Source organism: Streptococcus sp. M334 (assembly GCF_000187745.1).
Taxonomy (GTDB): Bacteria; Bacillota; Bacilli; order Lactobacillales; family Streptococcaceae; genus Streptococcus.
Genome location: NZ_GL732488.1, coordinates 226482 through 250497 on the forward strand (window position 1 = coordinate 226482; position 24016 = coordinate 250497).

A 24016-nucleotide genomic window follows, 5' to 3' on the forward strand; every position below is an offset into this window, starting at 1 on the left:
AAAGTTCAATAGTAACAATTAATATTTTAAACAATATATCAAACATCAATAACTAGAATACTTGCATCATCCTTCTTTCCATAGATTGGATCAATAGCAGAAGAATTAAATCTCATCTTAATTAACTCTTCAAAAGTCTTATTTTGATTATTTTGATAGAATTCATAAAAGCCATCGCTCATTAAAACAATTTGTTCACTAGTAACATCTATTTGATTAATAATAGCATGGTCTAAAAATCTCTCATCCAACGAATCTATCCAGTACCCACTCGGTTGATTAGATAATTTTCTGATTTTTTGTAAAATAATTTTTTTATTTAAAGCACTATTTGTACCAATTGAATCTTTTATCTCATTTTTTCCTTTTTCAAATAAGTTATCTACTCTATGATCAGTTATTTCCATTTCGTTTACTAACATGACGCAGTCACCTAGCATCATATACTCCAACTTTTTTTCTGAAAGTTTAGCAAATATAAAAGCAAATGTTGGTAAGCGATAATACTCTGTTAATTCATATGAGTTTAAACCGATTTCATCTTTAACCTCGAGTAAAGCAGTTTCAAATATTTGTTTAAGAGTTTTTGATTCTTTACAATTAACCGACAAACTTTCTGATAAAATATGTACAACTTCTGAGACTGAATAACCTATCTCCTCTTTAGAATTATATAAATCTGTAGCTCCATCGATAATCCAAAAATACTGATTTTGTGAACCTACAGTATCCTCATTTTCTACAGAACTTCCTTGTATCGAACAAATTTTATTTATCTTTACCATAATACTTCAACCCTTTTAGTGTCAAAAGTAAACCAATTCCTGTCACTGTTAAGAATAGTTCCATAATCTTGTTCGAACCAGTCTTTGGTAATTTTTGTTTTACATCTACTATTTCTTTAGATTTATTAATATGATTTTCAGTTTCTCTGCCATCTCCAACTATTTTATAGTTTACTTCTTCTGTCTTATTATCTTGTTTATTGTCGATCTTGTCATTCATTTGTCTATTATCTTTACTTGAGTTAAACTCTCCGTTCTTCTGGTTACTATCAATTACATTATTTGAATTAGATTGTTTTTCCTCTTTGTTTTTTTCTTTTTCGTTTTTATCACTTAAATTATTTGTTACAATTTTGTAAAGCCCATTCTCCGTTACAATATTGAAATTACCATCGCTATCACGTATAACAGGTTCTTTCTCATTTGCATTAGATTTGATGAATGATATATACTTACCGGATAAATTATAAAATTGGTTATTTAAAACGGTTATTTTACCCTTTGAATCCTCAATAACAATTCCTTCTTTACCACCGAATATACTATTCTCTGAGACTACTAAATTATCACTAACTCGTAATAATTCAATATTTGGTTGTTCTGTTTCCTTAGAATTATTATTAATTACATTTTTTGTTACAGTAATATCTGATACTTTTCCTAAATATTCTGCACTATCTTTTGCAACTCGTATCGCTTTTGTTTTAGGATCGGCAATATTAAATATATTTTCGGCGATAACCACCTGTTTATTTAAATCTAATAGGTCTTTAGTGTTTTTATAGCTATAAGCATTTACTAAAGCTGCTCCGCTTTCTCGATAATGTACACTCTCTCCTTTAACTTTCTTATCAAAGCGATTTCCTTTGATTAATACATCAGTGAATCCTGTAAAACGTACACCTGCATACATCATGTTATCAAAATGATTATTTAAAATTTTAATATTAGAGGGGTTCTGTGTCGACAATGTTTGATAGTGTGTGCCAATTGCTGTTACTAATTCCCCAGATTTATCACTTTTGCCAAAATAGGAATTTTGAATAGTCACATTTTCAGATTTTTTCCCATCATCATTCAAGGCATAAGGAAAACCTTTTCTAGTTAATGGTTCAATCTGAATGCTCTCCTTACTTATGATTTGCCCATCCTTCATCGTTTTGGGTAAGGCTTGCCCAAGAAAACGAGAATTATCAACTAATACATTTTTCGAACCTGCAATTTGAATAGCATGCCCTTGATAACTATCCTTGAATGTTACATTTTTTATAGTTACGTTATTTGAATTCCCAATAGCAAATGCACCTGAAGAATTTATAAGTGGTAGATTTTTTGTTTTAGTTCCTTCTTCATTCAAAGCACCGTTCATATCAATAGTACCACCAGAATAACTAATATCTTCTGTTGGGCCCCATTCTACTTGCGCACCATCATCCGTAAATAAACCTGTCATAAAAACAATGGAAGGGTGATTCTTAATATTTATACCATTTAGAATTGTAGCTTTCTCATTCAATTCTAAGTGTGTATGACTTTTTAAAAAAACAATTTCTTTTACTAAATAAGTTCCTTCAGGAAAATATACATTTCCTCCACCTAGTCCTTTAGCTGCAGCATCTATTGTATCTTGAATTGCTTGACGATCATCATTAACTCCGTCACCTATTGCTCCATAATCTTTAACATTCAAAGCTACGTGTTCGTTCAGATTAGTACTTAAAATAGTATTCACTTCCATCCCAGAGATGTTACCAATCATAGTATCATTTGTTATATCAGGTTTATTTTGATTAATACTCACTCCTCCATTATTATCAGTACTTAAACTTGAATTGTTATCAAGACTGAGAGTATCAGAATGGGGTTCCGCAGATAATGATGTAGATGTGCTACTCAACAAAGAGTTCATTTGCATATTATCTTTAGACGAAGAAGTTTCACCAACTACTTCATTAGCTAAAACACTTTGTGTTCCAATAAATAAAACCGCTAAGAGAACTGAGCAAACTCCCACCTTAGACTTACGAATAGAGAAAACCTCATTTTGTTGAAAAGATTTCATATTAGCCTCCAATTAAAAATATTATGTCCTAATTTAATATTCATATAAATTCCATACCAGAAAATGACACCGCTGTCATTTTCTTTATAATATATTTTTAAATCAAAATTGTCAAGGAATAACACAATAAAATATCAAAATTGTGAAAGCGTGACCATTTATATATCTAACCATACTTCTAATAATTCTTTAACCTTCCATTCAAAAGTGATTACTATCTTTCTTAGCTTGAACATAAAAATATCCTATTCACTGTATTTAAAGCATGTTGACATCTCGTAAAATACTAATTTATAAATACAAGAACAAATATCTTGTCATGCAAGCATTCGCCAGGTATATTTACATGAATATCGTTCATATAGCGGATTGAAATCAAAACAATACAATATATTTCTTAAATAGATTTTCTATAAAAGCTAGATTCAAGCTCTATAAAAATAGACGCAGTTCTTCTAAAATACTGGAATAGGACATATAAATCATTGCAGACACGTGTTTTATAGATTATTTCAAAAGAATGACTAGAACATGAAAAATAGTCTCAAAACTTTGAACAATATTCTGAAAACAAAAAAGAAAGACGCGAGTTTCCACAACCTCATTCGTGGAAACTCGCGTCTTTCAAAAAATAGGGTGAATTGAAAACTAGAACAAGACACTACATTTTCTAAATGATGCCTAATAAAAATTCTAAATGCTACACCAAATTGCTCACATCTCATTTCAAACCATACAGTATATTGAAACTATAAGAGTACACCTTTGCTTCTAAAATATTGCTAGAAATTAATTTGACTATCCTGATTGATTTGTCCTGTTTTTATTTCATTTTACTATAGGACTTTCAATTGAAAACAACAGTTTTACACTCAATTAGACTTTTTAGAAACAGAATCACTATTACTTGACTGTAGTTTGTCATTTTTTTGATGAAACTAGTACTTTTTCAGAAACTGTTTTGAAAGTCTCAATGATATAGTCTACTTCTTCATCGCTTAATTTAGTGTGAAGAGGGAGCGTAATTTCATTTTCAAAGAAGGCATAGGCCTTAGGATAGTTGGCTATATCAAAGCCAAGATTCTTGTAGGCGGTCAACAGAGGAAGCGGTTTGTAGTGCACATTACTTGCAATTCCTGCTTTAGCCAATTCTTGGATGATAAGATTGCGTTCTTCTAAGCTTGCTCCTTCTACATGGGTGATGTAGAGGTGGCGGCATGATTCAACTGTATCAGTCTTGTGTGCCAATGGATGGATACGAGAACCTGCAAAACCACAATCATAGCGGTCCACAATGTCCTTACGACGTTCTAGCAAACCAGCGTAACGATCCAATTGTACCAAACCAAGCGAAGCCATGATATCGGTCATATTGCACTTGTAGGCTGGTGTGACAATATCGTATTCCCAAGAACCCAGTTGCATCTTAGCTAAAGCATCCTTAGTTTGTCCATGAAGGGAAAGAATTTGGAATTCCTTGTACATTTCTTCGTCATCAATCGCTGGATTGGCTTTCCAAGTAGCACTTCCTCCCTCGGCTGTTGTAAAATTCTTAACAGCATGGAATGAGAAAGAAGTAAAGTCAGCGATAGAACCAGCTGGTTGTCCTTTATATGTAGATCCCAAAGCATGGGCACTATCAGAAACAATGACAATACGGTTAAAGGCTTTTTGCCACTTGCTTGAAGCGGTAAAGAGATCACGTTTCTTCTCCACTACATGGAACAAACGGCCGTAGTCGCAAACAATCCCTGCGAGCTCTACTGGGATGATCACCTTGGTCTTTTCAGTGATAGCTTGCTCCAGCAGGTCATAATCCATCTCAAAAGTATCTGCTTGGATATCCACCATGACAGGGGTCGCTCCTACGTGAGTGATGACACTACATGAAGCTGTATAAGTCATGGCTGGAACGATGACTTCATCACCAGGTCCCACTTCCAAGACGCGCAAAATCAACTCAAGAGCGGCAGTCGCAGAATTTAGGCAGACAGTCTTGGGTGTCTGTGTGTATTGAGACAAGCGACGCTCCAGTTCTTTGGTCTTAGGACCTGTTGTAATCCAACCAGAACGCAGGGTATCCGCTACTTCAGCAATTTCTGCTTCCGTAATATCGGGTGGTGAAAATGGAATATTGTAATTTGGCATTGATTTGCTCCTTTTATCTGTACTCATTTTCTCATGACTACTTTATTTTAGCACTTCAAACACGGTTTGAAACATGATTTTGATGTCTCCAAGGAAACTAAACTCTCGGAGATAGGCAAGGTTATAGCGCATCTTTTCAGGCAGGACGTGTTCGACATAGGCCTGGTCAACTGACAAACCTTTCTCCGTCATTTGACTGATGATAGTATCCTCATCCTTGTAGTGAATGCTGGCTGGAGAGGTAATTCCTGCTGGCAAGAGCAAGGTCGCCATCATTTCAGGGCTATACTGCTCTGTGTAGCGTGGCACTTCAGGTCGTGTACCGACAAAGGACATTTCGCCTTTAAGGACATTGACCAGCTGAGGCAGTTCATCCAAGCGCACACGGCGGATAAAATTCCCAACCTTGGTAATACGGCTATCGTTAGCAGAAGTCACCAGACTTCCTTTTTTATCCGCATCCGTCACCATGGTACGGAACTTCCAAATCTTGAACCGACGGTTGTACTGGGTCACGCGCTCTTGCTTGTAAATCACTGGCCCCTTGCTATCCAACTTGATCCAAATGCTCAAGATGAGAAAGATGGGAGAGGTCAGAACCAGCAAGACCAAGGCCAGAACCCAGTCCAAGCAACGCTTAAAAATCAGCGAACCCTTCCTTTTAGAGACAAGCTGGTAGTAAGACTCAACCTCGCTTGATTTCATTTCCACGGGCAAGTCTTCCCATTTCAGCATGCTGTTTCTCCTTTGTTTTTACTATACTATTTGTCAACATTTTTCATTATACCACAAAATGGAAAAGGCGGTGAAAGAAATCTGTAATTTGAAGGATTTCCTTCTTATGCTCAATGAAAATCAACGAGTATTAGACCATGGCCCCTGCTTGCAAGCTATACATCTTGTGATAGGTTCCTCCTAGAGCCAAGAGTTCCTCATGGGTTCCACTCTCGATAATGCGCCCCTTGTCCAAGACATAGATGCAGTTGGCATCTTGGATGGTAGAAAGACGGTGGGCGATGGCAATGGTTGTCCGTCCCTGTCTCATCTTAGCCAGAGAAGCTTGAACCAGACTTTCTGTTTCAGAGTCAATATTGGCTGTCGCTTCATCCAAAATCAGAATTTTAGGCTGACTGGCGACTGTTCTAGCAAAGGCAAGAAGCTGGCGTTGACCAGTAGAGAAGCTCGAACCACGCTCAGACACAGGGGAGTTATACCCCTGAGGAAGATCTTGAATAAAGGAATCTGCATCCACGAAGCTAGCTGCAGCCTGTACCTGCTCATCACTGATTTCTTGGTACATGGCGATATTGGACTTAATGGTCCCATGATAGAGGAAGGGATCCTGCAAGACTAGACCGATGTTTTTTCTCAGCTCTTCCTGACTGTAGTCCCGGATATCCACATCATCCAAGAGAACTCGCCCTGACTGAAATTCATAAAAGCGCATGAGAACATTGATAATAGACGATTTCCCTGAACCTGTATGACCCACAAAAGCAATGGTTTCACCCCTGTTAACAGAGAAAGAAATGTCATCCAGAATCGGATGTTTGCCATCATAAGAGAAACATACATGTTCAAAACGGATATTGCCTTCTTTGATCTCGGCCTGTCCATTTTCTTGAAGAGGCTCATAGGTCCTCTCATCAATCAAGGCAAAGACACGACCTGCAGACACCATAGACGTTTGAAGGGTCGAAAAATTTTGCGTCACTTCAATCAAGGGGTCAAAAAGGCGGTTGATATACTGAATAAAGGCATACATGGTCCCTGCTGTTATTCCCAGATAAAGGCCACGATAGCCAAAATAGGCCATTAAAACTGCATATCCTAGGAGTTTCAGCAAACTCATGGCAGGGCGCAAAAAGAGGGCATCCAAGGCTACAGAACGGTTGGCATAGACCAAGTGTTCTTGGTTGATTTCATCAAATTCTGCCTGCAGGCGCTTCTCTTGATTAAAGGCCTGGATAATCCTGATTCCCTCGATGTTTTCAGCCAGCTTGCTATTGATATCTGACAAGAGACTTCTGGTTTTCTCAATGATTTTCACTGATTTTTTCCGATAGAGATTGACCAAAAGGAAAATCAAGGGGAGAAAGAGCAAGACTAAAACTGTTAAACGAAAATCCAACACCAACATAGTATAAAGCGTTGTCAGAAAGATAAAAACTGCTGAGATAAAGCTAGATAAAATCCCCGAAAACATATCACTGATAGTCTCGGTGTCATTTGTCAAACGAGAGACAATGGAGCCTGCTGGCGTCTTGTCAAAATAAGACATGCCCAGCTTCTCCATATTGGAAAAGGCATCGCGACGAATATCCCTAACAATACTATAGGACACACGTGCAAAGAGAAGATTACCGACATACTGAACTACAGTTTGTAGGATATAAAGGCCATAGTAGACCAGCAAAACGGTCACAGCGAGTTGGTTGAGATTGCTGAGATACTGGTCTATAAAGTGGGAGGCAACCAGAGGAATGACGCTTTTAATGACCGTAGTCGCGAGGAGAAAACTGAGTGCCAAAAAGGTCAGGAGTCCATAGGGCTTAAGATAGGACACCAAGCGCTTCAATACAGCCCATTGTTCTTTCTTATTCTGCATCTTCTTCTCCCTTCATTTCCAGTTGCTGAGACTGGTAGGTTTGGGCATACCAGCCATCCATGGCTAGCAGGTCTTCGTGCCTACCACGTTCGATAATTTGACCATTTTGCAGAACCAAAATCAAATCTGCATGGACAACTGCACTGAGTCGATGAGCCGTGATAATGGTTGTCTTGTCCTTTCGCGTCTCCTTGAGGTTGTCGATAATCGCATACTCTGTCTTGGCATCCACGGCTGACAAAGAATCATCCAAAATCAAGATATCAGGGTCTAAAATCATAGCCCGACTCATGGCCAGACGTTGCTTTTGACCACCTGAGAGACTGACTCCCTTTTCACCAATCAACGTATCAAATTCTTGAGGCATGGCTACAATATCTTGATAAACTTGGGCTAACTTCGTTGCCTCCTCGATTGCTGAAAGAGGTAAGTTCGGATTTCCAAAGCGGATATTGTCTAAGATAGAGCTCGCAAAGAGAAATTGGTCCTGAGGGACATAGCCCATGAGACTGCGAAGGTCTGTCAGACGATAGTCACGAATGTCGTGACCGTTTAGATAAATGGCTCCCTTATCCACATCGTATTCACGCAAGAGGAGTTTAATCAAGGACGTTTTCCCAGAGCCTGTCTGACCAACTAATCCCAATGTTTGCCCTTTTTCCAAACTAAAGTGAACATTTGTCAGTGTTTCCTCATTTTCAAATGCAAAACTATCAATGGCATACTGCAAGCGCCCATTTTCAATACTGTCTAGAGGAAACTCAGGGTCTTGTACAGGTGATTCCTGAGACAAAAGTTCCTCAATCCGCTGGTAGGAAACTTTCCCTCGCTGAGTAATATTAAAGAGGAAGCCGATGGCCATAAGAGGCCAAACCAGCATATCCAAGTAGCTGATAAAGGTAACTAGATTCCCAACCGTGATTTGCCCTTTCTGAACCATCAAGGAGCCGACCAAGAGGGTTAACACATAGGATGAACCAACAAATAAGAGAACCATAGGGTCAAAGAGACTATCGTATTTCATGGTTTGCAGGTTCTTTTGGAAGGTCAATTCATTGACTGCCTGGAAAGACTTGAGCTCGTCCGCCTGATAACCGAAAGACTTGGTCACTTTGATACCTGATACGGACTCCTGCACCTTGTTATTGAGTTCGGAAAAGGCGGCTTGTGATTCGCCAAAGGCCTTGTGGGTCTTTCTCCCTAAACGACTGGTGGCATAAGCCATAAAAGGCAGGGGAAGAATGGCAACCAAGGTCATCTGCCACGAAATGCTAAAGAGCATGGTCAGCAAGGTCACCAGCGCCGTGATAGAGGCATCCACCGCAGACATAACACCGCCACCTGCGAGACGAGTCAAGGCATTGATATCGTTGGTGGCGTGCGCCATCAGATCCCCCGTCCGATAGGTTTGATAAAAGGCTGGAGACATTTTTGTAAAATGCTCAAACAAGCGAGACCGCATAATCTGTCCCAGACGGTAGGAAGTCCCAAGGATATACATCCGCCAAACATAGCGCAGATAGTACATCCCAAAGGCCGCAAGTAGCAAGTAAAATAGGTCAAGAAGGAGGTCCCGCTGGGTTAATTGCTCCGAAGTAATGGCATCGATGACCCGCCCCATGACCATGGGGGGAATGAGATTGAGGACGGAAACCAAGACCAAGGCCACAATTCCGACTAGATAACGACGTTTTTCTAACTTGAAAAACCACCAAAGTTTTTGAATAATGGACATAAAATCCCTTTCTGATGGCAAATGGAAACCTGAGGCCAATACTCAATGAAAATCAAAGAGCAAACTAGGAAACTAGCCGCAGGCTGCTCAAAGCACTGCTTTGAGGTTGTAGATAGAACTGACGAAGTCAGTAACCTACATACGGCAAGGCGACGTTGACGCAGTTTGAATTTGATTTTTGAAGAGTACAAGACCCCAGGTTTTTCTTATTCATAGGTTACGACTGTAACGGCACCCTTGTCATACTCAGCGATAAAGATATTAGCTACATTGTCATGTCCTTGCTTGTTGAGGTTATCAAGCAACCACTCTTCGCTACGACCAATCGATTCCAAAACATCTACTTGGATCACACCGTCAGTCACAACTGGATACTTAGGATTTTCATCTCCCATTTGGACCACGATGAGTTGGCCATTTTGCTCTTGCACAGCTCGTTTAACTTGCTTCATCTGGAAAATTCCTTGGCTACGAAGTTTGAGAGCAACATCTGCCGCAGACAAACCAACTGAACGACAGGCTTCTGGGTCAATCTGCCCATTTTTGATGAGCAGAGTCGGTTTACCATCAATCAAGCGTTTCACAAAACGAACATTGTTATTGAGCCATTTGAGGGTCAAGACCAAAATCGTCCACATCATCAAAATCACTGCATACTGGAGAATGCTGATAGAACTATTGTAAATCACCCCACCAATGATACCACCGAGAACATAGTTCTGAATTTGGTCTGTAGCAGAGTTAGGTGCTAGATTCCCCTTTCCTGTCACATTGATAACAAAAACAAGCGAGAAAAGACCCAAGGCCAGTTTGATTAAAATTTCCATGTAGTTGAGTGTCATTTGTTTACCTCCACCAATTCAATAGCGTCTGTTTGATGCAATTCTAATTTCTCTAAAAGATACTTGTCTGGTTGGCTCCCGTTCATGGCACGATAGAAATTTGAACCTACCTTGATAAGTGCTCCATCAGTGGCAGCTGAAGTATTGACATAAACTTCTGATTTATCCACTCCCAAGTCTTTAGAAATGACCTCTATGAAATGAAGGGAGGTTTGAAATTGATTGTTAGAGGCTTGATTGGTCTGGTATTTTGAGATTGTTACCAAAAGCATGGCTACCAAAGTCAAGGCCAAAATCATGACCAATTCACGAAACTTAGTTCCCTTTTTATCACGATAAGCCTTAAAAGCAAAAAATCCTGTGATAGCTAGGAGCACAATCCCAAAGCCAATCATGATGCCATTTTGCTGACTGATTTGGCTAAGTACATAGTCATATGAGTAAAATTTCATTTATTTTCACTCCCTTTCATAAAATCATTCTTCATTATAAACGAAAGAGAGTGATTTTTCAAGCCATACGTTGGGGAAATAGACATATCAGACCAACTTCTCAAACTAATGACTCCAGTAGCTACTTCAAGATTCTGATTTTGATAATTGATAAGAATAGACACTAGGAATTATCACTACAAAGAAAAGTGTCAAGAAGAATACCCAGTAAACATATAGTTGCACAAAGGAATTTAGAAACAATAACAATCCTCCTAATACCCAAATTTTTCCAGCTAGGCGATGCGTTTTTCTCCAGTTTTCATCATTCTCCAAGGTCCACGGTAGTCGAATACCGATTATATAATTTCGATGTGTTTTTGGTAGATAATTTCCAATTACGATCATCACGACTCCCATAAAAATCTGAGCTAGTAGCCCACTCATCATAGAATAACCCAAAGATTCTCCGAAGATAGAAATCATTAATAGACAAGATACAAAAGGAATAATCCAGTAAATCAAAAGTTGTATTTTTGAACTGATATTGCTAGATTTAGGATCCTTAATCATTAAAAATAGAAGCAACCAATGCATCAAAAGCATGAGAGTCGGTAATCCAAAGATAGCAGACATTTTATGATTGTAGCCATCTGCTTGACCCAGTAGATTAAAATGAGTGGGTATCTCCTCTGGTAATTGATTCCAGAAAACACAACCTACAAGGGAAGGTAGTAGGATGAGAATGCTCGTAAATAATACCAATTTCTTATTGATTTTTATCTTCATCAAAATGATCTCCTTTCAGATCTGCTAACCAAACCATTATATCCTCTAAAACCGATGTATTTAACTCATAGTAAATAAAGTTTTTCTCTCTCATTTCATGAATCAAATCCGCTGCTTTCAAAATCGTGAGATGGTGTGAAATCGTTGCACCTGTCAACTCGAAATAACTGGTAATTTCTCCTGCAGATAATCTACCTGTTTTGAGTAAATTCAAAATCTCTCTCCTAACTGGATGAGATAAGGCTTTAAAGCTATTTGCAAAACTCATAATGACTCCTTTCCCTTTGTAATATTAGTAGGGCTAGGACTAAGCAAGGTAGAACTGATAGCATTCCGGTCGGTGATGGGCCTAAAATCAAGAGGCTTGAAACTTTTTCTCCTGGTAATTGGAAGAGTAAACCAAGACCTGCAGTTGCATTGATTGCCCCATGAAATAGGGCTGAAGCCCAGATAGAGCCTGTCTTTTCCAACAACCAGCTCAACAATATTCCTACGCTAAAACAAAATAGAAACATAGCAACAACTCCCAAAACGGGATAAGCAAAATAAGTAAGACCATAATTATAGCCTTGCAAATTGATTGGTAGATGCCAAAGACTCCAAATGAGACCAAGCAAGACATGAGTCTGGACTCTTGAAAAGCGTCCTCTTAGAGCTGGGTAAAGATAGCCACGCCAACCAATTTCCTCTCCCAATGCAAAGAAACTATTAAGAAAAGGAGCGTAGGTCAAACTAGCTAGGATTTGAATCAAGACCAAGAAAGATAAGGGAATCGGTGATTGAAGGACTCCTTTTTCTTGTAAAATAGCTTGAATAGATTCAAAACCAAGGCTGAAATTGCTAGGGAATACAAGAAAATAAAGTCCCGCTCCTAAAAAACTGATGACTGCTGGTAAGCAGATAGCTAGTAAGTAAAAGCGCCAGTTGCTCTTGAGATTCACGACTAATTTAGATTTGATTCCACTAGGTTGATTCGTGATTTTCCCTAAGAGAAAGACTGCAAGCGCAGGCATCCACATGGCTACAATACTAGCAAGCTGACTCCATGGAGAATTTAGACCAACACCACCTAGCCATAGTGCCAACCATATTATCCAAGCAAGGCCATAAGAAAAGACTACAAAAAGAAGGATTGTTCTCTTATTTGACATATTTGTACACTTCACTTTCTATTTAGATGTTTTTCTAAATAACATTATACACCTTTCCATTCTAAATACAATAACTATTTAGATTTTTTTCTAAATAGTTTGGGGAATTTTTATTTTCTCAGGATAAAGTCTAAAGAGTAATTTTTCAAACCATACGTTGGGGAAATAGAGCTTTTTTTGGTATAATAAAATCTATAATCTGAATGGAAAAGGTAACTTTATGAAACTTATCTCATGGAATATTGATTCCCTCAATGCTGCCCTAACTAGCGACTCAGCTCGTGCAAAATTGTCCCAAGAAGTCCTACAAACCTTGGTTGCTGAAAATGCTGATATTATCGCTATCCAAGAAACCAAGCTTTCTGCTAAGGGTCCTACAAAGAAACACTTGGAAATTTTAGAAGAACTCTTTCCAGACTACGAAAACACGTGGCGCTCTTCTCAAGAGCCTGCCCGCAAAGGCTATGCTGGAACCATGTTCCTTTATAAAAAAGAACTCACACCCACTGTTACTTTCCCAGAAATCGGTGCCCCTTCTACCATGGACTTGGAAGGCCGTATCATTACACTAGAATTTGATGAATTTTTCGTGACCCAAGTTTACACTCCAAACGCTGGCGACGGTCTCAAACGCTTGGAAGAACGCCAAGTCTGGGATGTCAAATATGCGGAGTATTTGGCTCAACTAGACAAAGAAAAACCAGTCCTTGCAACTGGAGACTACAACGTAGCCCACAATGAGATTGACCTTGCAAATCCTGCTAGCAACCGCCGTTCACCTGGATTTACCGACGAGGAACGTGCTGGATTTACCAACCTTTTGGCAACTGGATTTACCGACACCTTCCGCCATATTCATGGCGATGTTCCAGAACGCTACACTTGGTGGGCACAACGCAGCAAGACTTCTAAAATCAACAATACAGGCTGGAGAATCGACTACTGGCTCACAAGTAACCGCATCGCTGACAAGGTGACCAAGTCTGATATGATTGACTCTGGTGCGCGCCAAGACCACACACCCATTGTCATGGAAATTGAACTCTAAGGAGAAAACGAATGGACTATCAAGCTGTCATTCCTGAATTTGTAGTATCTGACATCGAAAAATCACGCCACTTCTACTGCGACCTGCTAGGATTCTCTGTCGAATACGAACGTCCAGAGGAGAAATTTCTCTTCCTCTCGCTTGAAGACTGCCAACTTATGCTAGAAGAAGGCAGCGCAGAAGAATTAGCCCAACTGACCTATCCTTTCGGGCGCGGTGTTAATATTTCCTTTGGCATTGAAGATGTCCCTCAGCTCCACCAAAAACTGCTGGAAGCTGACTATCCTATCCATCGTCCCCTGACAAAAAGAGAATTTCGAGTAGGAGATAGCTTTATATATCCCTATGAATTTGCAGTTCTAGACCCAGATGGCTATTTTTTAAGATTTAGCGAGTAGAATAATAAAGATTGGGAAAAAGTCTTTAAAGTTAGAAAGAGGCATATTGTCAGGTGTTTAAAAACCTAATAATATGCCCTTTTATGATGGAAAAACCTTCTAAATGTTAGCTAATAAGTTAATTTTTGCCTATTTTTATTATATTTGTTCGTTTTTCAAACCAAAATACTAACAAAACATTTGATTTCTAAAGTTATTTAGTGTAAAATAAAAACATTGACTTAAGCCTATTTAAAATTGAATATCGTTTTACTTGTTTATGTCGTGAATTGGCACGACGTTTCTACAAGGTGCCGGAACACCTAACAATAAGTAAGTTAGCTTGGAGGTATGGTCTTTTTTGCCATGCCTATTTTGGGGACTTACTTAGGGGATTAAGTAGGTCCTTTTTCTATTACATACTAGAAACTATAAACAAGCAAATGGATTGGCTTTTAGACTTTAGGAGGTCTTATGAAATTATTAGAAGAGCGCATCCTCAAGGATGGGCATATCTTGGGTGACAACATCCTCAAGGTAGATTCCTTTTTAACCCACCAAGTCGACTTTAACTTAATGCGAGAAATCGGTAAGGTTTTTGCGGAAAAATTTGCTGCTGCTGGTATTACCAAAGTCGTGACCATTGAAGCCTCAGGTATTGCCCCAGCCATTTTTACAGCTGAAGCCTTAAACGTTCCCATGATTTTCGCTAAAAAAGCTAAGAACATCACTATGAACGAAGGTATCTTAACTGCAGAAGTCTACTCCTTTACCAAGCAAGTGACCAGTACCGTTTCTATAGCTGGAAAATTCCTCTCACCAGAGGACAAGGTCTTGATTATCGACGATTTCCTTGCTAACGGCCAAGCTGCCAAAGGCTTGATTCAAATCATCGAACAGGTCGGTGCCACAGTCGAAGCTATCGGTATTGTGATTGAAAAATCCTTCCAAGATGGCCGTGATTTGCTTGAAAAAGCAGGCTACCCTGTTCTATCACTCGCTCGTTTGGATCGTTTTGAAAATGGTCAGGTCGTATTTAAGGAGGCAGATCTCTAATGCAAACTCAAGAAAAACACTCGCAAGCAGCCGTTCTTGGCTTGCAGCACTTACTAGCCATGTACTCAGGATCCATCCTGGTTCCCATCATGATTGCAACAGCCCTTGGCTATTCAGCTGAGCAGCTGACCTACCTGATTTCTACAGATATCTTCATGTGTGGGGTGGCAACCTTCCTCCAACTCCAACTCAACAAATACTTTGGGATTGGACTCCCAGTCGTTCTCGGAGTTGCCTTTCAGTCGGTCGCTCCCTTGATTATGATTGGGCAAAGCCATGGTAGTGGTGCTATGTTTGGTGCCCTTATCGCATCAGGGATTTACGTGGTTCTTGTTTCAGGCATCTTCTCAAAAGTAGCCAATCTCTTCCCATCTATCGTAACAGGATCTGTTATTACTACGATTGGTTTAACCTTGATTCCTGTCGCTATTGGAAATATGGGAAATAACGTTCCAGAACCAACTGGTCAAAGTCTCTTGCTTGCAGCTATCACTGTTCTGATTATCCTCTTGATTAACATCTTTACCAAAGGATTTATCAAGTCTATCTCTATTTTGATTGGTCTGGTTGTTGGAACCACCATTGCTGCTAGCATGGGCTTGGTTGACTTCTCTCCTGTTGCAGCAGCACCACTTGTCCATGTCCCAACTCCACTCTACTTTGGGATGCCAACCTTTGAAATCTCATCTATTGTCATGATGTGTATCATCGCAACGGTGTCTATGGTTGAGTCTACTGGTGTTTATCTGGCCTTGTCTGATATCACGAAAGATCCAATCGACAGCACGCGCCTGCGCAACGGTTACCGCGCAGAAGGCTTGGCCGTACTTCTCGGAGGAATCTTTAACACCTTCCCTTACACAGGATTTTCACAAAACGTTGGTTTGGTTAAATTATCAGGTATCAAGACTCGCCTGCCAATCTACTACGCAGCTGGTTTCCTGGTTCTCCTTGGACTCCTTCCTAAATTTGGTGCCCTTGCCCAAATCATTCCGAGCCCTGTCCTCGGTGGTGCCATGCTGGTGATGTTTGGTTTTGTATCTATTCAAGGGATGCAAATCCTCGCTCGTGTTGACTTTGCTAACAATGAACACAACTTCCTTATAGCAGCTGTATCAATCGCTGCAGGTGTCGGACTCAACAACAGTAATCTCTTTGTCAGCATGCCGACAGCCTTCCAAATGTTCTTCTCAAACGGAATCGTTGTAGCTAGCCTACTCGCTATTGTCCTCAATGCCGTATTAAATCATAAAAAGAAATAAGAAAAAGAGGTGCGAGCCTCTTTTTTGTGTAGCTAATGAGCAATCATTATAAAAATAAATCAGCTAAAAATCCTTCTCTTAACATCTCTAAATTAAATACATTCGTAATGTGACTAAATGCTTCTGCTAGAGGTAAGTGTGCTGTTCTCCATCCTTGACCATCAGTAACCCAAACAAATTCAACATCGTCATCTGATGTAATAACAAATTGACTGAGTTCAGTAAACTCTCCAGCCACCGCTTTTAATTTACTTCCTCCTCCACCATAGTAATTCGTTTCAATCAGCCAAACCTTATGTTTTTCTCGGGAATAAACTGCAACATCAAATCTTCTTTCAGACTTATCGACAGGTACTTTAATCCCCCACTTATCTTTAATATATTGGGCTGTAGCTTGAGCTTTCCAATCCAATTTTTGTTCCTGAGAAATTTTTGCTACGTGTCTCTCTAAAATTCCCTCCATGGTTGTCCCACTTCGATTTTTTCGTGCATTGCTATCTAATCCAGTCTCCACTCCATAAACATAATCAACTAATGAACGATTAGCATGTTGTTGTAAAAAATTTAATAAACCGGATTGCTCAATAAATTTCATGTAATCATCTATTCTACTAGTGTCTATTGTTTTGAAATCCAATTGTTCAAAAGACATATTATCGTTTTCATCTATTGTTAAAACATCTAAAACTTTATCACGACTTGCAATCAGACTAGGAATTGCTTTTAACAAATTAGGTTGTTTAGTGAACAAGTCAAGAGCTTCTATATAAATATCATCTTTACCAATTAAGTAGTTTAAAGTGTTCAACTCTAGTTCATACTTCTTTGTCTCACGATCAACTTTCTCCCAATTTACATAATACTCAGGAGTTCTGTTGGTAATTGATAATGATTCTAAGAAAATCATTAACCTTTCTTGTGGGGTTTTTATTAAATAATTTTTTAAATTCATAATTAATTGTCCTCTTGTTTAGGTAATGGTAAGCCAATCGCATCTAACGGAATATAATTAAAATAATATTTACAGCCTACACTAATGATATAATCTAAGACATCTTTATACCGAGGATTCTTAAACCAATCTGTATCTAATAGATAAGAATAACAAACCTCCTTATTTAAAGGTGAAAATAGTTTCTTATACTGTTTTAATTTAAAATCACATGTTTGCAACTTTTCATCTACACTACCGCCTCCACTCTGTGTTTTTTTCTCAATTATATACACAGTATTCTTACTAATAACAAAGATTGCTTCGTCAGGTAATAATTTGGCGGATATGATTTTAGTATAATCAAAATCATCAATTTCATCAAAATAACGATATAAACCATCTTTTTGGAAAATCTGTCCAACTTCTTTTTCTAAAAATTTGATTTTCCATCTCATAGGTTTTGCACGTAACTTCGTTCCTTTGATAATTTTTGTCTCTTTCCCCTTTCCCTGTCTCTTTGTATCATAGTCAATATTTTCAATACTATAACCTGCTTGCTTGGATAAAAATGTTGGAAAATCTGTCTGTAATTCAAACGCTAATCCTGTTGCAGTGTTCGCTCCTCCAATGCCACCCTTTTTCATTCTCTATACCTCCAATCTCTTCTTTGCAATTTTTAAATATTCTTTTTCAGCATCGATACCTATAAATCTTCTACCTAATCGCTTCGCAACAACACCCGTAGTGCCACTACCAACAAATGGATCTAGAATATAGTCACCCTCTTTAGTAGAGGCTAAAATTATACGTTCCAATAAATATTCTGGTTTTTGTGTTGGATGCTTGCCAGCCCATTTCTCAGCTTTTTTCGTCAAAGCACCTGTCCAAACATCTTTCATTTGTTTACCATCATTCAGCTCTTTCATCAAATCGTAATTATAATAATGGCGAGCTTTTTTATCGTTTTTTCTTGCCCATAAAATAGTTTCAGTAGAATGAGTAAAATAACGACAAGATAAATTGGGTGCAGGGTTTGTTTTCTGCCAAGTAATGTTATTTAGAATTTTAAAACCTTCTTGCTCTAATGCCATTCCAACTGAGTAAATATTATGTAAACTCCCCGAAATCCAAATAGTCCCATTAGGCTTCAAAACTTCTTTTGCTAAACGAATCCATTTACGATTGAATTCGTGCTTTTCCTCAAAGGAAGAAATCTTATCCCAGTCACCTTTATCTACAGATACAACCTGTCCCCCAGAATTTGATATACCACCGTTACTCAAAAAATATGGAGGATCAGCAAAGATCATGTCCATGCTTTCTGGTTTCATTTTCGATAATAACTTAAACGTATCTGCATGAACAAGAATCATTTTATCTTTATTATAGTATGGTTTTGTCATTAAAACACCTCCATACTTATATTCGTTATTTTTCATAATTTGTGACTATAATTTCAGAAATTTTTCCTCGACTCGAAGATTTTGCTCCATTAGTTCGGGTAGCCTCAACATAATGGATATTAAAATCTCGATACAACTCCTCTACCAAAAAACTAGAGGAGTTTGACAACATAACATAAGCCCCTGCATCACTCAATTTCTTAAAGGTATCTCTTAATCTTACTTGATCGTCATATGAAAACCCCTCATGAGTGTAGGAAGTAAAGGCACTTGTCTCTGACAATGGAATATACGGGGGATCAAAATATACAAAATCCCTTGGTTGAACATCCAAAACAGCCTTTTCAAAATCTCCTTTTTTAATTTCTATTTGATTATTATTCAGATAAGTTGAAATAGCAGATACCAAATTCTCATCAACAATTTTAGGATTTTTATAACGACCATAAGGTACATTAAACTGATTCTTAGAATTCACACGATATAAACCATTAAAGTCTACTCTCAACATATAGAGAATACGTGCTGCCCTTTGTACTTCAGACATCATATCTATTCTTTCATCACGATCAGCAGAACGTAAATCTAAATAGTATTCTTTTGAATTATATTCCTGATGAACTTTCAATATTTCAATCAATTCTTGAGGATTGTCCTTAATTTGTTGATAGCAATTTATTAGTTCAGCGTTAAAATCATTAATAACTGCATCTTTAGGAGCTAAATCAAAAAATAAAGCTCCACCTCCAACAAAAGGTTCGAAATATCTGTTATAGGTTTTAGGCATTAATTCTCTAATAACAGGCAATAATTGTCTTTTACCACCTGTCCATTTCGTGAACGGTTGTAAAGTAACTTCCTTTATTTCTTTTATCTTCATGCTTTTAATTATACCATAGAAATTAAAACACAACTCTTGTATTTTCTACCACATTACTAAATTTTCTATTTTAGAATTAAATCATATCAATATCAAAAAATGAGTAAGGCAAATTTTATAAATTCCAAAATTCACCTCACTCTATTAAATTACTCTTTATATCCTTACCTGTCTTTCTTCTGACCGCTGGCCTGTGACAAACATGGTAAAGGTTGCCTTGCAGACATTTCTGCCCTCTTGATTGGTAATATCCACATCCACCACACAGGTTGTGCGACCTTGATGGACGCATTCTCCTTTAATGGTCAACACGTCGTCGAGTTTTCCTGCTTTAAGGTAGTTGATAGAGGATTGGAGCGTCACTCCATCTAGTCCTAGCGAGATGACTACCAAACCACTGATCTGGTCACAAAGGGTAAAGAGATAGCCACCATGGGCATTGCCATAGTAGTTGAGCGACGAGTCCACTACTTTGGTCGTCACCACAACGTGACCATCTCTCATTTGTTCAATTTCGTAATTTTCAAAAGCAGATATAGCGTCAAAATGAAAATCTTTCATCGTTTCCTCCTGATATTTCAAACGACACTATGATACTACTTTTTATAGGACTGTGCAAGGAGAAAGCTCCTAGCCTGCCAAAATCCCGACCTGCTCCACAAAGCGCATAAAGGCTGCCTGTCCTTGTTCTGTCTGCTTGTAAACCCCTGCATCCTCAAGTACACGCACAAAAATAGTACCCACAGAGTCCTTGACGATTTCAAGGGCTTTTTCTTTATCTGTTATGTCTGGATATTGGGCTCTAAGTTGGTCTGCCCATTCCTGATGATAATCGGCAACTGTAACAGCTTCTCCTACAAGATAGCTAGCGACTTGCTCCACTTCTTCTTTCAGACGTGGTGGCAAGATTGCCAAGCCCATGACCTCAATCAAGCCGATATTTTCCTTCTTGATATGTTGGACATCCTTGTGGGGATGATAGATGCCATCAGGATGTTCTGCAGAAGTCTGATTGTCCCGCAAGACTAAGTCCAACTCAAACTGGCCATCGCGTTTACGGGCAATTGGGGTGATGGTGTGATGTGGTGTCCCGTCTGTCTCCGCCAAAATCTGTACTGCAGAATCTGAATACTTACGCCATTCCTGCAAAATCTTGTCAGCTAAGTTGATCAAATCTTCTTTGAAATCCGAAGTCAAACGTAGAACAGACATAGGCCACTTGACAATCCCAGCCCTGACCTGCTCAAAACCAGCAAATTGGAAGGTCTTTTGCAAGGGAGCCAATTCCATAGGAAAGACATGACGGCCTCCCTGATAATGATCATGAGTTAGAATAGAGCCTCCCACAATCGGCAGGTCGGCATTAGAGCCCGCAAAATAGCCTGGAAACTGCTCTACGATAGCCAGCAGACGCTCAAAACTCTGACGACTAATGACCATGGGATGATGCTGGCCATCTAAGAAAATACAATGCTCATTAAAATAAGCATAGGGCGAATACTGGAAACCCCACTCCTGAGCAGCCATTTCAAAACGGATAATACGGTGATTGCTGCGAGCTGGGTGGTTGACTCGACCATGGTAGCCCTCATTCTCTAGACAAAGCTGACACTGAGGATAATTGCTAGCTTGCACCAACTTGGCTGCAGCAATCTCTTTGGGATCCTTTTCAGGCTTAGAGAGGTTGATGGTAATTTCAAGTTCACCGTAATCAGATGGAACACGATAAGCGATATTTTTAGCAATGGCCTTGAGTTTGATGTAGTCATTTTTCTGACTGAGTTGGTAAAACTCCTCTATCGATTGCTCAGGAGAGTGGGCATAGGTTCCCCAGAAGTCACGATTGACCTGACTTGGACAAGGGGTCACCAAGTCCATCAATTCAGCACCAAGGATTTCACGCGCAGTCTGACTATCCTCAATCGTCTCTAATTGAACGGCTTCCTCAACCAGCTGGTCCTTGAGGTCAATCAATTGATCTAGATCGGTCTCAACTTCTAAAACACCGTCTCCCACTCGTGCTAAGACACGATTGGTCAGGTAGATTCGATCTATTTCCTCAAATGAACTTTCAGAAATGACATGTGTTACAAATTTATCTACTAAGGTCACCATAAAGCCTCCTTTTGACTAGTCAAGGACGCGAGTGCCACCTGCAACTTCAGCGATATAGAAACTTGGAGCGTATCCAACGACTTCCTCGTAGTGTTTGCCAACAGCTTCCTTAAAGGCATCAACAGCATCTTTTTGCACCAAAGCAATGGCACATCCGCCAAAACCTGCCCCTGTCATACGAGCACCGAGAACGCCTTCTTGTGCCCAAGCTGTATGAACAAGAGTATCCAATTCCAAACCAGTTACTTCATAATCATGCTCTAGGGAAACGTGTGACGCATTCATCAAACGACCAAATGTTTTCAAATCTCCTGCTTGAAGGGCTACTTGAGCTTTGAGGGTACGTTGGTTTTCAAGCACAGCATGACGAGCACGTTTCAAACGATTTTCATCTTTGATGAGATAGCTATATTGGTCAAATGCCCACTCGTCCAATTCACCCAAGGTCTGAATATCTAAGGCTACTTGCAATTCTTCCACTGCTTTTTCACACTCAGCACGGCGTTCATTGTATTTAGAGTCCGCCAATTCACGGCGTTTGTTAGTGTTCATGATAACAACAACATTATCCTTCAAATCAAGTGGCACCAAGTCATACTCTAAAGTGTTAGTATCTAAGTAAATAGCACGTTGGTCAGCCCCCATACCGATAGCAAACTGGTCCATGATACCAGAGTTGACTCCGATAAAGTTATTTTCTGTTTGTTTTCCGATTTTAACCAAATCGAGACGCTCTAATTTTAAATCAAAGAGATGCTCTGCCACGACCCCTGTCAAGAGTTCAAGGGATGCTGATGAAGACAAACCAGCACCATTTGGGATATTCCCATAAACATAAAAATCAAAACCTTTGTCAATCACGTGCCCAGCTTCTTGCAAGAAATGAAGAACCCCTTTTGGATAGTTAGTCCAGTTGTGCTCTTTTTCAAACTTGAGATCAGTGAGAGGCACTTCGATGATACCCTTGTCCTCAAAGTTAGCTGAGTAGAAACGCAAAACTTGGTCGTCACGCTTGCGAGCAGCCCCATAAGTTCCTAAGGAAATGGCTGCTGGAAAAACGTGCCCACCGTTGTAGTCTGTGTGTTCACCAATCAAATTGATACGACCTGGTGAAAAGAAAGTTTGGTCTGCTTCTTGACCAAAAACAGCAAGAAAGTCTTTGCGAAGAGTTTCAGCAGTAAGATGTTGTGTCATATGATTTCTCCTTTTACTGTCCGTTAAGTCACCTTAACGTGTAATCGTTTTCTTCTATTGTATCCAAGGGATTTCCCAAGGTCAATCCTTTTTACTAAACTTTTACTAAACTATCAGTAAAAAGCAGAAAAATATGATATACTAACTTAAAAGAAGGAGGGTTTATGGCTACCTTAAAAGACATTGCACAGCTAGCTTCTGTCTCTATCGCGACCGTATCACGTGTTCTCAACCGCGACCAGAGCCTATCTGTTACAGAAGAAACCAGACACCGTATTTTAACCGTTGCTGAAGAGTTGGGCTACACCAAGCACCTCAAGACAGGCGAGTCCCACAAGCCCAAGCAAAAGATTGCCATTATCCAATGGGTCAGCGAACAAGGAGAGCTAGACGACCTCTACTACTACCAGATTCGCTTAGGCATAGAAAAAAGAGCCCAAGAACTGGACTACGATATCTTGCGCTATTTTAATGACCATCCTTTTACATTAAGCGAGGAAGTAATTGGGATTCTCTGCATCGGAAAATTTAGCCGAGCTCAGATTTCTGCCTTTGAAGAATACCAAAAGCCTCTTGTCTTTCTAGACAGTGATACTCTTTCACTAGGACACACCTGTATTATCACGGATTTTTACACTGCCATGAAACAAGTTGTCGATTATTTCTTCAATCAAGGGATGAACCGTATCGGGATTCTAACAGGCCTTGAGGAAACAACTGACCAAGAAGAAATCATTCAGGACAAGCGTCTGGAAAATTTTAAGAACTACAGTCAAACAAAAGGAATCTATCATGATGAACTGGTCTTTCAAGGGAGCTTTACCGCCCAGTCTGGCTATGACTTGATGAAAGAGGCCATTCAGAGTTTAGGAGACCAACTCCCACCAGCCTTTTTTGCTGCCAGTGATAGTTTAGCCATTGGTGCCCTCCGTGCACTCCAAGAAGCTGGAATCAGCCTGCCAGACCGTGTCAGCCTCATTTCCTTTAACGACACTAGCCTGACCAAGCAGGTCTATCCTCCCCTCTCTAGCATCACCGTCTATACCGAAGAAATGGGCCGAGCAGGTATGGATATTCTTAACAAAGAAGTACTCCACGGTCGCAAAATCCCTAGCCTGACCATGCTGGGTACCAGACTGACTCTGAGAGAGAGTACAGGGAATGATTAGAATTACAAAACGACCTCTAGCAAGGCT

General features: G+C 39.4%; 23 protein-coding genes and 1 riboswitch. Of the genes, 5 read left to right on the top strand and 18 right to left on the bottom strand.

Annotation, left to right across the window (positions count from 1 at the left end):
* Positions 1-38 precede the first annotated feature (38 nt).
* The 11 genes from HMPREF0851_RS15840 to HMPREF0851_RS11175 form a co-directional block, all read right to left on the bottom strand.
* On the bottom strand, positions 39-785 hold the full coding sequence (locus HMPREF0851_RS15840; protein ID WP_000239033.1) for a protein phosphatase 2C domain-containing protein: 747 nt from the start codon (positions 783-785) through the stop codon (positions 39-41).
* A complete protein-coding gene (locus HMPREF0851_RS11130; protein ID WP_000834745.1) occupies positions 769-2847 on the bottom strand; it encodes a glycosyl hydrolase family 28-related protein in 2079 nt (692 codons plus the stop codon). Before HMPREF0851_RS11130 ends, HMPREF0851_RS15840 begins: the two co-directional genes overlap by 17 nt.
* Positions 2848-3768: 921 nt before the next feature.
* Positions 3769-4995 (bottom strand): DegT/DnrJ/EryC1/StrS family aminotransferase, encoded by a 1227-nt coding sequence (locus tag HMPREF0851_RS11135; RefSeq protein WP_001134531.1) that lies wholly within the window; start codon positions 4993-4995, stop codon positions 3769-3771.
* A 42-nt stretch (positions 4996-5037) separates the two neighbouring features.
* A complete protein-coding gene (locus HMPREF0851_RS11140) occupies positions 5038-5730 on the bottom strand; it encodes a sugar transferase (protein WP_000922202.1) in 693 nt (230 codons plus the stop codon).
* 130 nt (positions 5731-5860) lie between these two features.
* Positions 5861-7603 (bottom strand): ABC transporter ATP-binding protein, encoded by a 1743-nt coding sequence (locus HMPREF0851_RS11145; RefSeq protein WP_001180034.1) that lies wholly within the window; start codon positions 7601-7603, stop codon positions 5861-5863.
* On the bottom strand, positions 7593-9338 hold the full coding sequence (locus HMPREF0851_RS11150) for an ABC transporter ATP-binding protein (protein WP_000022580.1): 1746 nt from the start codon (positions 9336-9338) through the stop codon (positions 7593-7595). The genes HMPREF0851_RS11145 and HMPREF0851_RS11150 overlap by 11 nt, the downstream gene beginning before the upstream one ends.
* 206 nt (positions 9339-9544) lie before the next feature.
* Entirely contained in the window at positions 9545-10180 is a 636-nt protein-coding gene (locus tag HMPREF0851_RS11155; RefSeq protein ID WP_000174447.1) for a DUF421 domain-containing protein, read from the bottom strand.
* Positions 10177-10632, bottom strand: a complete 456-nt coding sequence (locus HMPREF0851_RS11160) for a DUF3290 family protein (RefSeq protein ID WP_000675328.1) — start codon at positions 10630-10632, stop codon at positions 10177-10179. Before HMPREF0851_RS11160 ends, HMPREF0851_RS11155 begins: the two co-directional genes overlap by 4 nt.
* Positions 10633-10758: 126 nt before the next feature.
* Positions 10759-11400, bottom strand: coding sequence for an SdpI family protein (locus HMPREF0851_RS11165; RefSeq protein ID WP_000694121.1), 642 nt, complete (start codon positions 11398-11400; stop codon positions 10759-10761).
* On the bottom strand, positions 11381-11668 hold the full coding sequence (locus tag HMPREF0851_RS11170) for an autorepressor SdpR family transcription factor (RefSeq protein WP_000006515.1): 288 nt from the start codon (positions 11666-11668) through the stop codon (positions 11381-11383). Before HMPREF0851_RS11170 ends, HMPREF0851_RS11165 begins: the two co-directional genes overlap by 20 nt.
* Positions 11652-12551, bottom strand: coding sequence for a CPBP family intramembrane glutamic endopeptidase (locus HMPREF0851_RS11175; protein WP_000066792.1), 900 nt, complete (start codon positions 12549-12551; stop codon positions 11652-11654). Before HMPREF0851_RS11175 ends, HMPREF0851_RS11170 begins: the two co-directional genes overlap by 17 nt.
* A gap of 220 nt (positions 12552-12771) precedes the next feature.
* Here HMPREF0851_RS11175 and HMPREF0851_RS11180 point away from each other — a divergent pair, with 220 nt between their 5' ends.
* The 4 genes from HMPREF0851_RS11180 (at position 12772) to HMPREF0851_RS11195 (ending at position 16294) form a co-directional block, all read left to right on the top strand.
* On the top strand, positions 12772-13599 hold the full coding sequence (locus HMPREF0851_RS11180) for an exodeoxyribonuclease III (protein ID WP_000767441.1): 828 nt from the start codon (positions 12772-12774) through the stop codon (positions 13597-13599).
* Positions 13600-13610: 11 nt separating this feature from the next.
* Positions 13611-13997 (top strand): bleomycin resistance protein, encoded by a 387-nt coding sequence (locus HMPREF0851_RS11185; protein ID WP_000386219.1) that lies wholly within the window; start codon positions 13611-13613, stop codon positions 13995-13997.
* A 233-nt stretch (positions 13998-14230) separates the two neighbouring features.
* A riboswitch (purine riboswitch) is annotated at positions 14231-14326 on the top strand.
* Between the two features lie 124 nt (positions 14327-14450).
* Entirely contained in the window at positions 14451-15032 is a 582-nt protein-coding gene (locus tag HMPREF0851_RS11190) for a xanthine phosphoribosyltransferase (protein ID WP_000770396.1), read from the top strand.
* A complete protein-coding gene (locus HMPREF0851_RS11195; RefSeq protein ID WP_001194493.1) occupies positions 15032-16294 on the top strand; it encodes a nucleobase:cation symporter-2 family protein in 1263 nt (420 codons plus the stop codon). The genes HMPREF0851_RS11190 and HMPREF0851_RS11195 overlap by 1 nt, the downstream gene beginning before the upstream one ends.
* Before the next feature lie 46 nt (positions 16295-16340).
* Here HMPREF0851_RS11195 and HMPREF0851_RS11200 read toward each other — a convergent pair whose 3' ends face one another.
* The 7 genes from HMPREF0851_RS11200 to HMPREF0851_RS11230 form a co-directional block, all read right to left on the bottom strand.
* A complete protein-coding gene (locus tag HMPREF0851_RS11200; protein ID WP_001049914.1) occupies positions 16341-17246 on the bottom strand; it encodes a type II restriction endonuclease in 906 nt (301 codons plus the stop codon).
* 2 nt (positions 17247-17248) lie between these two features.
* On the bottom strand, positions 17249-17872 hold the full coding sequence (locus HMPREF0851_RS11205; protein ID WP_000715241.1) for a hypothetical protein: 624 nt from the start codon (positions 17870-17872) through the stop codon (positions 17249-17251).
* Between the two features lie 3 nt (positions 17873-17875).
* Positions 17876-18631, bottom strand: a complete 756-nt coding sequence (locus HMPREF0851_RS11210; protein WP_025169873.1) for a DNA-methyltransferase — start codon at positions 18629-18631, stop codon at positions 17876-17878.
* 25 nt (positions 18632-18656) lie between these two features.
* On the bottom strand, positions 18657-19511 hold the full coding sequence (locus HMPREF0851_RS11215; RefSeq protein ID WP_000692844.1) for a DNA adenine methylase: 855 nt from the start codon (positions 19509-19511) through the stop codon (positions 18657-18659).
* Between the two features lie 156 nt (positions 19512-19667).
* Positions 19668-20072 (bottom strand): PaaI family thioesterase, encoded by a 405-nt coding sequence (locus tag HMPREF0851_RS11220; protein WP_000651224.1) that lies wholly within the window; start codon positions 20070-20072, stop codon positions 19668-19670.
* A gap of 69 nt (positions 20073-20141) precedes the next feature.
* Positions 20142-21623, bottom strand: coding sequence for a UDP-glucose--hexose-1-phosphate uridylyltransferase (locus HMPREF0851_RS11225; protein ID WP_009014338.1), 1482 nt, complete (start codon positions 21621-21623; stop codon positions 20142-20144).
* Between the two features lie 18 nt (positions 21624-21641).
* Positions 21642-22820 (bottom strand): galactokinase, encoded by a 1179-nt coding sequence (locus HMPREF0851_RS11230; protein ID WP_000191975.1) that lies wholly within the window; start codon positions 22818-22820, stop codon positions 21642-21644.
* 164 nt (positions 22821-22984) lie between these two features.
* Between HMPREF0851_RS11230 and galR the strand changes: the two genes are divergently transcribed.
* Positions 22985-23989 carry a DNA-binding transcriptional regulator GalR gene (galR, locus tag HMPREF0851_RS11235; protein WP_000212510.1) on the top strand — a complete coding sequence of 335 codons (1005 nt, stop codon included), beginning with the start codon at positions 22985-22987 and terminating at the stop codon, positions 23987-23989.
* Positions 23990-24016: the final 27 nt, after the last annotated feature.